General features: G+C 65.3%; 11 protein-coding genes. 3 read left to right on the top strand and 8 right to left on the bottom strand.

The features are described 5' to 3' along the window. Window positions 1-73: 73 nt before the first annotated feature. The 5 genes from ACTJKX_RS21695 to ACTJKX_RS21675 all read right to left on the bottom strand — a co-directional run bounded on the left by ACTJKX_RS21695 (window position 74) and on the right by ACTJKX_RS21675 (window position 6,289). A complete protein-coding gene (locus ACTJKX_RS21695) occupies window positions 74-796 on the bottom strand; it encodes a nucleotidyltransferase family protein (protein WP_440726470.1) in 723 nt (240 codons plus the stop codon). After that, a complete protein-coding gene (gene tsaE, locus ACTJKX_RS21690) occupies window positions 793-2,325 on the bottom strand; it encodes a tRNA (adenosine(37)-N6)-threonylcarbamoyltransferase complex ATPase subunit type 1 TsaE (RefSeq protein WP_440726469.1) in 1,533 nt (510 codons plus the stop codon). The genes ACTJKX_RS21695 and tsaE overlap by 4 nt, the downstream gene beginning before the upstream one ends. 155 nt (window positions 2,326-2,480) lie before the next feature. Beyond that, window positions 2,481-4,961 carry a PAS-domain containing protein gene (locus tag ACTJKX_RS21685; RefSeq protein WP_440726468.1) on the bottom strand — a complete coding sequence of 827 codons (2,481 nt, stop codon included), beginning with the start codon at window positions 4,959-4,961 and terminating at the stop codon, window positions 2,481-2,483. Window positions 4,962-5,634: 673 nt separating this feature from the next. Further along, a complete protein-coding gene (locus tag ACTJKX_RS21680; protein WP_367623615.1) occupies window positions 5,635-5,871 on the bottom strand; it encodes a hypothetical protein in 237 nt (78 codons plus the stop codon). Between the two features lie 211 nt (window positions 5,872-6,082). Then, complete coding sequence (locus ACTJKX_RS21675) at window positions 6,083-6,289, bottom strand: DUF1674 domain-containing protein (RefSeq protein ID WP_440726467.1); 207 nt, start codon at window positions 6,287-6,289, stop codon at window positions 6,083-6,085. A gap of 450 nt (window positions 6,290-6,739) precedes the next feature. Here ACTJKX_RS21675 and ACTJKX_RS21670 point away from each other — a divergent pair, with 450 nt between their 5' ends. Continuing rightward, window positions 6,740-8,104 (top strand): NAD(P)/FAD-dependent oxidoreductase, encoded by a 1,365-nt coding sequence (locus ACTJKX_RS21670; protein WP_311934172.1) that lies wholly within the window; start codon window positions 6,740-6,742, stop codon window positions 8,102-8,104. Window positions 8,105-8,254: 150 nt separating this feature from the next. On the opposite strand, the gene ACTJKX_RS21665 is transcribed toward ACTJKX_RS21670, so the two are convergent. Further along, entirely contained in the window at window positions 8,255-9,163 is a 909-nt protein-coding gene (locus tag ACTJKX_RS21665) for a LysR family transcriptional regulator (RefSeq protein ID WP_311934171.1), read from the bottom strand. A gap of 116 nt (window positions 9,164-9,279) precedes the next feature. On the opposite strand from ACTJKX_RS21665, the gene ACTJKX_RS21660 reads away from it, so the two are divergent. Further along, window positions 9,280-10,464: an MFS transporter gene (locus tag ACTJKX_RS21660; RefSeq protein WP_394314031.1), complete on the top strand. Its 1,185-nt coding sequence runs from the start codon at window positions 9,280-9,282 to the stop codon at window positions 10,462-10,464. A gap of 129 nt (window positions 10,465-10,593) precedes the next feature. Then, entirely contained in the window at window positions 10,594-11,628 is a 1,035-nt protein-coding gene (locus tag ACTJKX_RS21655) for an aldo/keto reductase (protein ID WP_394314029.1), read from the top strand. 25 nt (window positions 11,629-11,653) lie between these two features. Here the strand turns inward: ACTJKX_RS21655 and ACTJKX_RS21650 are convergent, their stop codons facing one another. Beyond that, complete coding sequence (locus ACTJKX_RS21650) at window positions 11,654-11,911, bottom strand: hypothetical protein (RefSeq protein WP_440726466.1); 258 nt, start codon at window positions 11,909-11,911, stop codon at window positions 11,654-11,656. Between the two features lie 5 nt (window positions 11,912-11,916). Continuing rightward, window positions 11,917-14,361: a GcvT family protein gene (locus ACTJKX_RS21645; protein ID WP_394314027.1), complete on the bottom strand. Its 2,445-nt coding sequence runs from the start codon at window positions 14,359-14,361 to the stop codon at window positions 11,917-11,919. Window positions 14,362-14,396 lie beyond the last annotated feature (35 nt).

Below are 14,396 nucleotides of genomic sequence, written 5' to 3'. Positions count from 1 at the left end.
CCTTTATAGCGGGTCGCGGCCGGAGTGGGAAGCTTTCCGGGACCGCCAGCCTCCCATCGGCGGTGCGATGAAATTAGTCCACCGCCGATTGCGCGATCTTGGCTTCGGCCTCTCCCACCGCTTCGGGCGTGCCGACATGAAGCCAGATGCCGTCGAGGCGCCGGCCGAACAGCCGCCCCTTGGTCTCGGCCGCATCGAACAAGCGGTTCAGCGAGAAGATCTCGCGCGTGCCCTCGAACAGGTCCGGCTTGATCAGCAGCACCCCCGCATAGGCGAAGGGCGCGGTTTCGTTCTCGCGCCGGCGGGAGAGCAGCCCAGCGCTGTCGAGATGATAGTCGCCCCGCCCGTCGAAGCCGATACTGGTCGCCGTCGCCGCCACCAGCATCAGGATGTCCATGCGTTCGGGATCCCAGGCCGCCTCGAGGGCCTCGAGATTGTTCTGCGGCCCCTCGATCCAGAAGCTGTCGCAATTGCAGACGATGAAGGGCGCCTTGCCGAGCAAGGGCAGGGCCTTGCGCACGCCGCCGCCGGAATCGAGCAGGCCCGCGCGTTCGTCGGAGATCAGGATCTTCGGACGCCGCCGGCCGGAAAGATGAGCTTCCATCTGCTCGGCGAGATAGTGCACGTTCACCACCGCCTTTTCCACGCCCGATGCCGCGAGACGGTCGAGCACGTGATCGATCAACGGCTTGCCGGCGATCTCGATCAACGGCTTGGGCCTGACGTCGGTCAGCGGACGCATGCGCTTGCCGAGTCCGGCGGCCAGCAGCATGGCGGTCGAAAAGGGGCGGGTCATGATACTCTGGCTTCTATCGCGAAGACGAAGGTCTCGAACCATTCCCTGAGATCGGCCAAGGTGGGATGGGCCAAAGCGCGGTCGAGATAGGCGCGGATGCGTGGAATGTGCCTGAGATAGGCGGGCTTGCCGTCGCGCTTGTCGAGGCGGGCGAACAGGCCGAGAAGCTTGGTGTTGCGCTGGGCCGCCATCACCGCATAGGCGCGCGCGAAGCCGGCCGGATCGAAGGCGGCGTCGGCCCCGCGGCGCGCCTTGACATAACGCGTCAGGAGCTGGAGCTCGAGCTCCTGGTCCACGTCCACCCGCGCATCGAGGCAGAGCGAGGCCACGTCATAGGCGGGCGGGCCGATCATCGCATCCTGGAAGTCGAGCAGGCCGATACGCTTGATGCCCTCGCGCTGGGGCAGCCACATCAGGTTCGGCGAATGAACGTCACGCAGCAGCCAGCTCTGCTCGCCCTTGACGACGGGGGCGAGCGCCGAGCGCCAGAGCGCCGTGAAATGGTCGCGATTGCGCTGCGACAACTGCGGTGCGCCGATCATCGGCATGTACCATTCGATCAGCAGCTCGACCTCGATATCGAGGGCGCCGTGATCGAAGGGCGGGATCTTGTGGTTGATGGCGGAAGCGACAGGCAGCGTATCCGGCAGCTCCATGCCATGCAGGTGGGCGAGCAGGTCGATGGCGACGCCATAGCGCTCGGCCACCGGCTTGCCGTCCTCGGCGATGAAGTCCGTGCCGAAATCCTCCAGCAGGAGCAGGCCGTGCAGCAGATCCTCCTTGAGGATCTGCGGGGCCGAGAAGCCGCGTTCCGCCAAGCCCCTGGCCATGGCCACGAAGGGCTTCACATCCTGGGAGATATGGGCGATCTGGCTGTAGGTCTTGCCATAACGTACCGGCGTGCGGTCGGTCCGGGCCGGCGAGTTCATCAGGATCACCGTGCTCTGTCCGCGCCTCAGCCGGGCATAGGAACGGGTCGAGGCGTCGCCCTGGACATGTTCGCGTGCCGCATCCTGCCAGCCGGCATGGCGCAGGAAATCGCCGGTCTGGGAAAAGCGGCGCAGCCGGGCGGACCAGTCTCCCGTGCCCGTCAGCGTCGCGCGCCGGGCGGTCTCGCTGCGGCCGGCATGCACGAAACGGAGGTCGAGCCGGTCGGCGGGAAGCGTCTCGCCGGCCTTCTCGGGCCATTCCACCAGCACCAGCGCGCCGTCGGGCGCCTCGTCCCAGCCCAGTTCGTCCAGCTCGCTGGCATGGCCGATGCGATAGAGATCGGCATGCACGATCGGAAAGGAGGGCGTGTCGTAGAGCTGGATCAGCGTGAAGGTGGGGCTGGAGACTTCCAGCTCCGGATCCTCGGCGATCTCGCGGATCAGGGCGCGGGCAAAGGCAGTCTTGCCGGCACCGAGATCGCCCGAGAGGGTAATGAGATCGCCGGCCCGAAGCGTCGCCGCCAGGTCACGGGCCAGCAGCTCGGTCGCCGCTTCGCTCGGCAGGTCGACTGTCCATTGGTGGGTCAGGAGATCGGTCAATGGGCTGGGCCTTTAATGTCATCCCGCGCGCATTGCGGCACGAAGTGACGCCATGCAGACACGGGACCGCTCTGTAAGTGAGGCTCGTTTGTCTTGCGATCCCGTGCGCATTGCCGCGTTACGCGCGGCAATGCGCACGGGATGATCTGATATCCTCATTCGGCTGCCTCCCTGTGGACGGAGGCGTCGACCGGGAAGCGGCAAGTGACGATGGTACCGCGGCCTTCCTCGGAGACCAGCTCGACCGTGCCGCCATGCAGCTCCACGAAGGAGCGCACGATGGACAGGCCGAGGCCGACGCCGCGATGGCCGCTCGAGCCGCCATGCGATTCGAAACGGTCGAAGACGCGGTCGATTACCGCCTGGGAAATGCCACGGCCGCGGTCCTCGACCCGGAAGACGATCTCCTGGCCCTTGCGCAGAGCCGAGAGCGTCACGGTGCCGCCGGCCTGCGAGAAGCCGATGGCATTGGAGAGCAGGTTGAACAGCACCTGGCGTACGCGCTGGCCGTCGGCCTCGAAATTGCCGATCGCCTGGCTCGCCTTCATCTCCAGCCGGACGCCGGTCTCGGCCAGGCGCGGCTGCACCGCCTCGGCCACGCCCTGCATGGCTTCGCGGATATCGACCTTGCCGAGGTCGAGCGTCATGGCGCCGGCATCGATGGTCGCGAGGTCCAGGATGTTGTTGATGATGGCGTAGAGCGCATCGGACGAGGTCTTGATGTAGCCGGCATATTGGCGCTGCTTCTCGTTCAGCGGCCCGGCGGCGCCATCGGCCATCAGTTGCACGAAGCCGATGATATTGGTCAGCGGCGAGCGCAGTTCGTAGGAAACGTGGTGGACGAAGTCGTTCTTGAGGCGGGCGGCTTCCTCCAGCGCCTCGTTCTTCTCGACCAGGGCGTTCTCGAAATTCACCGAATCGGTGACGTCGGTGAAGGTGGCCAGCGTGCCGCCATCCGGCAGCGGCACGGTGGCGACGTCGATGACCGTGCCATCGACCCGCATCATGCGCTGGTCGGTGGAATGGCGGGCATCGCCGAAGGAGGTGATCACGCCCTTGAGCGCCTGCCACACCGCCTCGTCGCGGAACAGCACCGAGCAGCGCGATACCACGTCGTCGATATGGGGACGCTGCTCCAGCATCTCCTGGGGCAATCGCCAGATCGCGGCGAACGCCGGATTGGACAGGCGCAGGCGGCCGTCGGAGCCGAAGGCGGCGACGCCTTCCTTCAGATTCTCCAGCGTTTCGCCCTGGACGCGCGAGAGGGCTTTGTAGCGGGCCTCCAGGTCGATGCGCTCGGTGACGTCCTCGAACAGATAGGTGACGCCGCCGGCCGGGTTGGGCGTGGTGACCACGCGCGAGGTGCGACCGTCGGGCAGGTGCCACCAGTGTTCGGCAGGCTCGAAGGCGCGATAGGCCTCGTGCAGCTTCGATTTCCAGGCCCTGAAATCGGCCTGTTCGGGCAGGCGGCGCTGGGCACGCAGGCGGTCGAGGATCTCGCTGTCGGTCGGCCTGCCGTCGAGGAAGGCGGCATCGAGCTGCCAGAGAGCGGCAAAGGACGCGTTGTAGAAGGTGAGATGCTGGTCGGCGTCGAAGATCGCCACGGCGGTGGCGAGCTGGTCGAGCGTGCGCACATGCGCTTCGATCTGGCGGCCGATATCGGCCCGCATCGTCTCGACCTCCGACACGTCGATCGCCATGCCGGCCGAACCGCGCGAAGAAGGGATATCGATGACGTCGAGCGTGCGCCTGGCGCCGCCGACCACCGCCGGCACGCGCTTGAGGAAGGGCTTGCCGTCGTGACGCGCAGCGTTGGCCTCCTCGCGGGCCGGCCGGTCGAGCAGTTCGATGTCGCCGCTCAGCACGTCGTTCTCGTCCTGGGCGTCGACCGCCCTGGCATAGGCCTTGTTGACCCAGACCAGCTTGTCATTGGCATTGCGCAGCCAGAGCGGCACCGGCGCCTCGTCGAGCAGGGAGCGGATCGCCTCGATCTCCTCGCTGGCGCGGCGGTGCCGGTCGGCGAGGCGGGCGAGTTCTAGGCGGTCGCCGGTGACGTCGCGCAATCGGAGCACGGCGCGCCCGCCGATGGCGCGGCCATCCGCCTCGATATAGCCGCCATGGCGCGAGCGCGCCACCATGTGGAAGCTCTCGCCGCGCCCGCGCAGCGCCGCGATCTGCTCTTCCAGCGTGCGGGTATCGTGATAATCGAGCCACCCCGTGCCGATCAGGCCGCGACGGGAGGATGAGATGGTGACCCCCGGCAGTTCGCCCGAAAGCAGCGGCAGATCCTCGGTGCCCGACCAGACCGCGATCAACTGCGGCTCGGACATCAGCAGGGCCTCGGCGCGTTCGGCACGAGCGGCCAGCGCCTGCGCTTCGGCCTTGGCGGCGCGGTCGCGCTTGAGCCAGGCATTGCGGGCACGCAGATAGAACACGGCCAGGCCCGTCGCCAGGATCAGCAGGCCGGCGAACAGGGCCAGCATGGCAAGGATGCGACGATCGGCGCTGGAAAGATTGCCGAACAGGCCCGATGCCGCCGGCACGGTATCGGCAGCCAGGGCCGCGGACACCGGCAGCATGATCGTCAGGAAAATGCCGGCGCGTAGGAAGGCCGAGAACCGGGACCACCCCGACAATCCCGTTCCTTCGTGCCTGCCTTGCCGTCTGTCCTGTCGCATCTTGCTTCGACGAATCCCTTCGGTACCGGACAGGCGCCGGCGAATGACGTTCCGCTCACCCTGAAACGCAACGCGACGTTGGCAGGACCGCGGCGGCCTCGCCCGTCCTTCGGGCGGAAACCACCAGGCTGCTGCGACCCCGTCTGCCAAGGGCGCAGGCACCGACGTGCCCTGCCCTCGCACATTTGCGGGCACCGCGGACCGAATGGAGACCGGCCTTGCCCGCAAAGGGAACCGGCTGTCATTGCGAATGACGTCCGGCCTTGCGCGGAAGCACGGCCTCCCGGTCTGCATGACCGTGAACCCGTCCCCCGAATCAGTTCACTTTACCCTCCCCTTGACTCCCGCCGGAAGAGGCCATTCGGCGGCTATGCAAGGAAATTTGAAGGTGCAGGCCCCCGATGAGGGAACCAGACATGACGAAGCGACCCATCATCTTGGCACCGATCATGGTTACCACGGGCTTAACAAACCCCGAGACGCCGGCGAAATCGCCGAGGGAACAGGGACCGGCACCCCAACAAAAAACCGCCCCGGCAAGCGGGGCGGCGCACAATATCGCTTCACTATGATTGAGTGGAAAAGAACGTCTTTCTACGCCTAGGTGATGAAACGTCCGGCGCGAGCGGGCTCAGTAGGCCTCGCTGTTGCGCAAGAGACGGGTGCCGTGCCGGACGGCGTGGACCTTGCGGGGCTGGGCGGTGCTATCGTTCACGCTGGTTTGGCGATCATTCTCGCCTGTCTGCTGAACCATCGCGGGTGCACCATAGAGTTCTGGCCCGGTAACGAGACGGCCATGGGCATTGGCAGCCGTAGCGGCAATGACAATACCAAACGCTGCAATCGTAGAAATCGTAAAGATCTTCATGATCTTCTCCTTGAAAAACCCACAGGAGGACGAACAAGTAATGATCTGAATCTACGACACGCTGTCCTTCCTCGCAATTCACGAGCGAGATATGATGCGTGAACTATTCGTGATGGCGAATTTACCGGGAGAAATAGACCGGAAACAATCCAGCAATACTTATGGCAATTCCGCGATCAGCAAAAATACGATCGTTCCGGCAGCGGCGGCTTCAAAAATCGGAAGCGATGCCCTTCACTTCCCAGTCGCCATAGCGCACGGGTTCGGGACCGTCGCGGCCATTGATCTCGCGCGGGCGCTCGGCCGGCTTCTCCGCTTTGCGGCGCTCGGCCGCCTCCGCGAGCGCGCGCTTGGCCACTTCGCTCAAGGTCTTGCCTGGCGCGGCATGGGGAGGCGTGTCGGAGTCGGGAGCGGACATGGGTTCTCCATCGCAAATATGGTATGTTCGATCAAGCACTTCTATGAAAACTGGCCTGGTTATATGGGCGACGCCGACGCGTGCGCCGCCCGTGGGTAACGCGCCACGAGACTTGACCTTTGGGAACCAAAGTTCACGATGGCGGGCTGGCAGGTCCGCATTGCAGGCTTCCCATAGATGGGAGCCCGGATCAAAAAAACGAAGAGCCGACTTGTCATGGCGGCAGGTGAGATTATAGTCAGGAAATAAATATTATCCGCAGTGAAGTCTGCGGGACTTGGATTGCATGTCGACGGGCATCTCCCATCCGGCGTCATGCGAGCAGGTTCCCTCAGGCCAACGGCGGCCAAGTCGTGCTACGGCGGCTTCGGAGGAGGCTGGCGGAGCGCCAATAAGTACAGAAATCCAGACGCTCAAACCAACCGCCATATCGGCAGAGGGGAAGAATATATGACAAGAGTAGCCGTCATCGGCGCCGGTCCCTCGGGCTTGGCGCAGCTCCGCGCCTTCCAATCGGCCGCCCGCAAGGGTGCTGCCATTCCCGAAATCGTCTGCTTCGAAAAGCAGTCGGACTGGGGTGGGCTGTGGAACTACACCTGGCGCACGGGCCTCGACGAACATGGCGAGCCGGTGCATGGCAGCATGTACCGCTATCTTTGGTCGAACGGCCCCAAGGAATGCCTGGAATTCGCCGACTACTCTTTCGAGGAACATTTCGGCAAGCCGATCCCGTCCTACCCGCCGCGCGCGGTGCTGTGGGACTACATCAAGGGCCGCGTCGAGAAGGCGGACGTGCGCAAATGGGTGCGCTTCAACACGCCGGTACGCATGGTGCGTTTCGACGAGGCCACCAAGAAGTTTACGGTGACCGCCCATGAGCGCACCGAAGACCGCATGTATGACGAGGAGTTCGACTATGTCGTGGTGGCTTCCGGCCACTTCTCCACGCCGAACGTGCCCTATTTCGAGGGCGTGAAGAGCTTCAACGGCCGCGTGCTGCATGCGCACGACTTCCGTGACGCCCTGGAATTCAAGGGCAAGGACATCCTGATCGTCGGGCGCAGCTATTCGGCCGAAGACATCGGCTCGCAGTGCTGGAAATACGGCGCCAAGTCGGTGACCACCAGCTATCGTTCCAAGCCGATGGGCTTCAAATGGCCGGCCAATTTCGAAGAGCGCCCGCTGCTGCAGCGCCTGGAGAACCGCACGGCCTATTTCGCCGACGGCTCCAGCAAGGAGGTCGACGCGCTGATCCTGTGCACCGGCTACCAGCACCACTTCCCGTTCCTGCCGGACGATCTGCGCCTGAAGACCGCGAACCGGCTCTGGGCGGACCATCTCTACAAGGGTGTGATCTTCGACGGCAATCCGCAGCTCTTCTATATCGGCATGCAGGACCAGTTCTACACCTTCAACATGTTCGACGTGCAGGCCTGGTGGGCCCGCGACGTGATGATGGGCCGTATCAAGCTGCCGCCCGAAGCCGAACTCAAGGCCAATTTCGACAAATGGCGCGCCCGCGAGGAAACCCTCGAGGATGCCGAGCAGATGATCTGGTACCAGGGCGACTATGTGAAGGAGCTGCTGGCCGAGACCGACTATCCGCAGTTCGACATCGAGGCCACCAACAAGACCTTCATGGAGTGGGAACACCACAAGATGGAGGACATCATGGGCTTCCGCGACCATGGCTATCGCTCGCTGATGACCGGCACCATGGCGCCCAAGCACCACACCAAATGGGTCGAGGCGCTCGACGACAGCCTGGAGACCTATCTGCGCACCGAACCGGCGGCGGCCACCAAGGTCGCCTAGGGTATCCGTGACCGGAAGTCAGGACGCCGGCCCCGACGAGCGCGGGGCCGGCGTTTGCGTTTCCTGGGACCGTCGGCTTCCAGCCGGCTCTTCGTTACCAGCAAATGGCGCGGTTCCAAGAGCCGGCTGGAAGCCGGCGGTCCCAGGGATTCAGTGCCCCGGCCCTCCGATTCTTTCAGCCAGGAAATCCACGAAGGCGCGGATACGAGCCGCCAGATGGTCGTGGCCGACGAAGACGGCGTGGATCAGCTCGACGTCAAGGGCGTTGTAGTCCTCCAGCACCGGCACCAGCAGCCCGGCATCGATATCCGGCTGGACATGAAAGCGGCCGAGGCGCACCAGGCCGAGGCCATCCATGCAGAGCTTGCGCATGGTCGGCCCATTATTGGCCTTGAGATTGCCGGCAACCTGCACGCGCCGCACGGATATCGAACCGGGATCACGGAAGGGCCAGGTGTCGAGGCCACGCCGGAAGTTGAACAGCAGGCAGTTATGTCCTTCGAGTTCCTCGGGCGTGGCGGGCACGCCATGCCGCGCGACATAGGCCGGCGAAGCGGTGATCACGCGCTTGCTCTCCAGGATCTTGCGCGCCTTCAGCGCCGAATCGCGCAGGGGTCCCGAGCGGATGGCGATGTCGGCCTTCTCCTCGACGAGGTCGATGACGTCGTCGGTGAGCGAGAGATCGAGCTCCACCTTGGGATAGCGGGCCAGGAAATCGGGCAGCACCGGCACGACGCAGCGCGCCCCGAATCCCACCGAGGCGCTGACGCGTAGCCGCCCGGATGGCACGACCTCGCCACCGCTCGAGATCATTCGCTCCGTCTCGGCGATGTCGGCGAGAATGGCCTGGGCGCGGCCAAGATAGGTTTCCCCTTCCGGCGTGAGCTGCAGGGTTCGCGTCGTGCGCACCAGCAGGCGGGCTCCGAGCCGGTCCTCGATGCGAGTGACGAGCTTGCTCACCGCCGAGGGCGAGAGATGCAACTTGCGTCCGGCTGCCGAGAAACTGCGCAACTCAGCCGCGGTGACGAACACCTCCATCTCCCCGGCCCGGTTATCCATGACTATCCCTTATGAATTCAATTCAAAGCTATTCACTCATTATGCCCGATTATCATGGCAATGCGTAGCGATCATATTCGCCCCAACACGCATTCACCCTTGTTGGGACCACTCTCATGCCCCTCGCCCTCCTTGCCCTCACGATCGCGGCCTATGCGATCGGCACCACGGAGTTCGTGATCGTCGGCCTGCTGCCGACGGTCGCTTCCGATCTCGGCATCACCCTGCCGCTCGCCGGACTGATCGTCAGCGTCTACGCTCTTGGCGTGACTTTCGGCGCCCCCATCCTCACCGCCCTCACCGGACGCCTCGGCCGCAAGGGCCTGCTGCTCGGCCTGATGGCACTCTTCGTCGTCGGCAACAGCGCGGCCGCACTCAGCCCAAGTTATGAATTGCTACTGGTCGCCCGCGTGATCTCCGCCTTCGCCCATGGCGTGTTCTTTTCGGTCGGCGCTACCATCGCGGCCGATCTTGTCGCGCCCGATCGTCGCGCCTCGGCCATCGCCATGATGTTCATGGGCCTGACGGTGGCGATCGTCACCGGCGTGCCGCTCGGCACCTTCATCGGCCAGAGCTTCGGCTGGCGCGCCACCTTCTGGGGCGTCGCAGGCCTCGGCCTGATCGCTTTCATTGCCATCGCCGTGCTGCTGCCGGCCACGCTGCGCAGGGCGCCGCCGGCCAGGTTGATCGACCAGATCCGGGTTCTCGGCAGTGGCCGCCTGCTGCTGGTCTTCGCCATGACGGCGCTCGGCTATGGCGGCACCTTCGTCGCCTTCACCTATCTTGCCTCGATCCTGGAGAAGATCACCGGATTTGCCGCCAGCAGCGTCAGCCTGATCCTGGTGCTCTATGGCGCGGCGATCGCCGTGGGCAATCTCGTGGGCGGCCGCATCGCCGACCGCAATCCCGCCAAGGCGCTGATCGGCCTGTTCGCCCTGCAGGCTGCCGTGCTGGCTGCCTTTGCCTTCACCGCCACCTCGCCGGTGCTGACCCTGGTGACGCTGGCCGCCCTCGGTTTCCTGTCCTTCGCCAACGTGCCCGGCCTGCAGCTCTATGTGGTGCAGCTTGCCAAGGTCCATCGCCCGGCCGCCGTCGATGTCGCCTCGGCCCTCAACATCGCCGCCTTCAACCTCGGCATCGCCCTGGGCGCCTGGGTCGGCGGGCTGGTGGTGGCCTCACCGCTCGGCCTCGGCCTGACGCCTCTGGTCGGCGCCGCCCTGGTCGCCATCGCCCTGGTGCTGACGCTGTGGAGCGCCGCGCTCGACCGCCAGCCCGAACCCCAAAAGCGTTTTGCGATTTGAAGGGTTCCCCTCGAACCGCAAAGACGCGTCGAAACAAAGGATTTGAGCAAACAAGCGTTCAGCCAAGAACGCGCCTTGCTCCGGGCCAGTCAGCCTGAATCCGCTCTGCCTTTTGGAAAGGACATCACCATGGACTATCGTCGTCTCGGCGCATCCGGCCTGAAAGTGCCGGTCCTCAGCTTCGGTGCCGGCACGTTCGGCGGCTCGGGACCCCTGTTCGGCGCCTGGGGCACCACGGACGAGAAGGAGGCGCGCCGCCTTCTCGACATCTGCCTGGAAGCCGGCGTGAACCTGTTCGACACCGCGGACGTCTATTCGAACGGCGCATCCGAAGAGGTTCTCGGCGCCGCCATCAAGGGCCGCCGCAGCGAGGTGCTGATCTCGACCAAGACCGCCCTGCCGATGGGCGACGGGCCCAATGACTACGGCACGTCGCGCGAGCGCCTGATCCGCGCCGTCGAGGCGGCGCTCCGCCGTCTCGGCACCGACCATATCGACCTCCTGCAGCTGCATGCCTTCGATGCGGGGACGCCGATCGAGGAGGTGCTCTCGACGCTGGACGGCCTCGTGCGGGCCGGCAAGGTGCGTTATCTCGGCGTCTCCAACTTCTCGGGCTGGCAGATCATGAAGTCGCTCGCCATCGCCGACCGGCATGGCTGGACGCGTTATGTCGCCAACCAGGCCTATTATTCCCTGATCGGACGCGACTATGAGTGGGAGCTGATGCCTCTCGGCCTCGACCAGGGCGTCGGCGCGCTGGTCTGGAGCCCGCTCGGCTGGGGCCGGCTTACCGGCAAGCTGCAGCGCGGCCAGGCACTGCCGGCCGGCAGCCGGCTGCACCAGACCGCCGATTTCGGCCCGCCGGTGGATGACGAACGCCTCTTCCGCGTCATCGACGCCCTGAACGACGTGGCCGAGGAAACCGGCAGGAGCGTGCCGCAGATCGCCATCAACTGGCTGACCAGCCGCCCCACCGTCTCCTCGGTGATCATCGGCGCCCGCAACGAGGACCAGCTCAGGCAAAATCTCGGCGCCATCGGCTGGAGCCTGACGCCGGAACAGCGCCAGAAGCTCGACGCGGCCAGCGCGGTGGAAGCGGCCTATCCCTATTTCCCCTATCGCCGCCAGGAAGGCTTTGCGCGCCTGAACCCGCCGGCGGTGTGAGGGGCAGAGGGACGTCGGTGTTCGGCTAGGACCATAGATATTTGCCGAGCACCACCCCAATCTCAGCCTCGGTGGCAAAGTCCCCACGGTTGGCGTCGGCAAGGCCGGCTTCGATCTCCACACGCCACGGCTCACGCGAAGGGCTGGCTGTCTCGGCTGGCATGCGGGATGGGACGGCAGTGGCAGCAGTCGCGCCGCTGACGTCTCCCTCGCCCTGCGAAGCGGAGAGAGGGGGCGGGTGAGAGGCTGCGCTGTGTCTCGCCTTACCCTTAATATTCGACATCTCGGTTACCCCTTCACCCGCTCCATTTTCGGGTCGTAGAGCGGCTCCAGGAACACCTCAGCCTTCACCCGTTCCGTCGCGACTTCCAGCTCATAGCTGCCGGAAAGCACATAGTCGGCGTTGACGCCGGCGGGATCGCGGACATAGCCGTAGCCGATACTCTTGCCCACAGTGTAGCCATAGCCGGCCGAGGCCAGCCAGCCGCAGCGCTTGCCGTCGCGATAGATGGTCTCGCGGCCGAGCAGGATCACCTCGGGGTCGTCGACCGTAAAACCCGCCAGCAGGCGCGGCAGCGGCTTGGCGGCCTGGTCGACCAGGGCCTCGCGGCCGAGGAAAGGGATGTCCTTCTTCAGCTTCGCCGCCCAGCCGAGGCCGGCCATCAGGGGCGAATGATCCGGCCCGATCTCGCCGCCCCAGGCCCGGTAGCCCTTTTCCAGCCGCAGCGATTCGATGGCGCGATAGCCGGCATTGACGAGGCCGAGCGGCGTGCCGGCCGCCATCAGCGCATCATAGACCGTCAGCGCGAATTCCATCGGCACATGCAGCTCCCAGCCGAGTTCGCCGACATAGGTGACACGCAGGGCCAGGATGCGCGCGCCGGCAATGTGCAGCGGCCGGGCGCTGCCGAAGGGCGCGGCGGCATTGGAAAGGTCCTCAGCCGTGAGTGCTCCCAGGATCTCGCGCGCCTTGGGGCCCATCAGCACCAGCACGGCGAATTGCGAGGTGACGTCCTCGACCTCGACATCGAGCCCGGCCGGGATGTTGCGCCGGATCCAGTCGAGGTCGTGGGTGGCGAAGCCGGTGCCGGTGACGAGGTAATAGCTGCCGTCGCCGAGCCTGGCCACGGTGAGGTCGGTCTCGATACCGCCCTTGCGGTTGAGCATCTGGGTATAAGTGAGGCTGCCCGGCTTCTTGACCACGTCGTTGGCGCAGAGCCAGGACAGAGCCTTGTCCGCATCACGCCCCTTCACCGTGAACTTGGCGAAGGAGGTCTGGTCGAACACCACGGCGGCCTCGCGGCAGGCCCTGTGCTCGCGGCCGACAGCCTCGAACCAGTTCTGGCGGCCATAGCTATAGACGTCTCTGGCCTCCTCGCCCGTTGCGGCGAACCAGTTGGGCCGCTCCCAGCCGAGCTTCTCGCCGAACACGGCGCCCTGCGCCTTCAGCCGGTCATAGAGCGGGGAACGACGCAGCGGACGGCCGGACTGATACTCCTCGAAGGGCCAGGCCATGGTGTAGTGCTTGGCATAGGCCTCCATGGTGCGCTGGTTGACCCAGCCGGTGTCGAGCGTGTTCTTGCCGAAGCGGCGGATGTCGACGGCCCACAAATCATAGGGCGGCTCGCCCCTGGCCACCCATTCGGCCAGGGCCATGCCGGCCCCGCCGCCCGAGGCGATGCCGAAGGCGTTGAAGCCGCAGCCGACATAGACGCCCCGGGTTTCCGGTGCCGCGCCGAGGATGAAATTGCCGTCCGGCGTGAAGCTCTCGGGCCCATTGATGAACTGCTTGATGCCGGCATTTTCCATGGCCGGCACACGGCCGATGGCGAGCTCCATCAGCGGCTCGAAATGATCGAGATCGTTGTCCAGCAGCTGGAACTCGAACTTTTCAGTGGCGCCTGTATTGGCCCAGGGTTTCGGGTTGGGCTCGTAGCCGCCCATCACCAGGCCGCCGACCTCCTCCTTCCAATAGGTCAGGCGATCGGGGTCGCGCAGAGTCGGCAAATTGGAGGTGACGCCCTCGATCCGCTCGGTGATCAGATATTGATGCTGCATCGACACCAGCGGGATGTTGACCCCGGCCATGCGGCCGATTTCCCGCGACCATTGGCCGGCGCAAATCACGATCTTTTCGGCCTGGATGCGGCCATGCTCGGTCAGCACGGCCTTGGCGACGCCGCCCTCCACCTCGATGCCGGTAACGGTGACGCCCTCGCGGAAGGTGACACCGCCCATGCGCGCGCCCTTGGCGAGCGACTGGGTGATATCGGAGGGCGAGGCCTGCCCGTCCGTCGGCAGGAAGGCAGCGCCGACCACGTCGTCGACCTGCATCAGCGGCCACAGGTCCTGGGCTTCCTTCGGGCTGAGCAGCTGCATTTCCAGGCCGAAGGAGGTCGCGGTGGTGGCCTGGCGCTTCACCTCGGTCCAGCGTTCCTGGTTGCAGGCGAGCCTGAGGCCGCCATTGCGCTTCCAGCCGGTGGCCAGGCCCGTTTCCTGCTCCAGCCGGTCATAGAGGGCGACGGAATAGCCGAGCAGCTGGGTGATATTGGCATTGGTCCTGAGCTGGCCGACCAGGCCGGCCGCATGCCAGGTCGAGCCCGAAGTGAGCTTGCCGCGCTCGAGCACCAGCACGTCCGTCAGCCCCATCTTGGCGAGATGATAGGCGGTGGAACAGCCGATGATGCCGCCACCGATGATGACGATCTTGGCGGAAGTGGGCAGGTCGGACATGGAGATCTCCTGGGAGCGCGGACTTCCAGTCCGCT

It is taken from the genome of Labrys sp. 22185, from assembly GCF_052045555.1.
Classification (GTDB): domain Bacteria; phylum Pseudomonadota; class Alphaproteobacteria; order Rhizobiales; family Labraceae; genus Labrys; species Labrys neptuniae.
The sequence above is the reverse complement of the archived record's forward strand: the minus strand, read 5'-3'. Positions and strand labels throughout refer to the sequence as shown.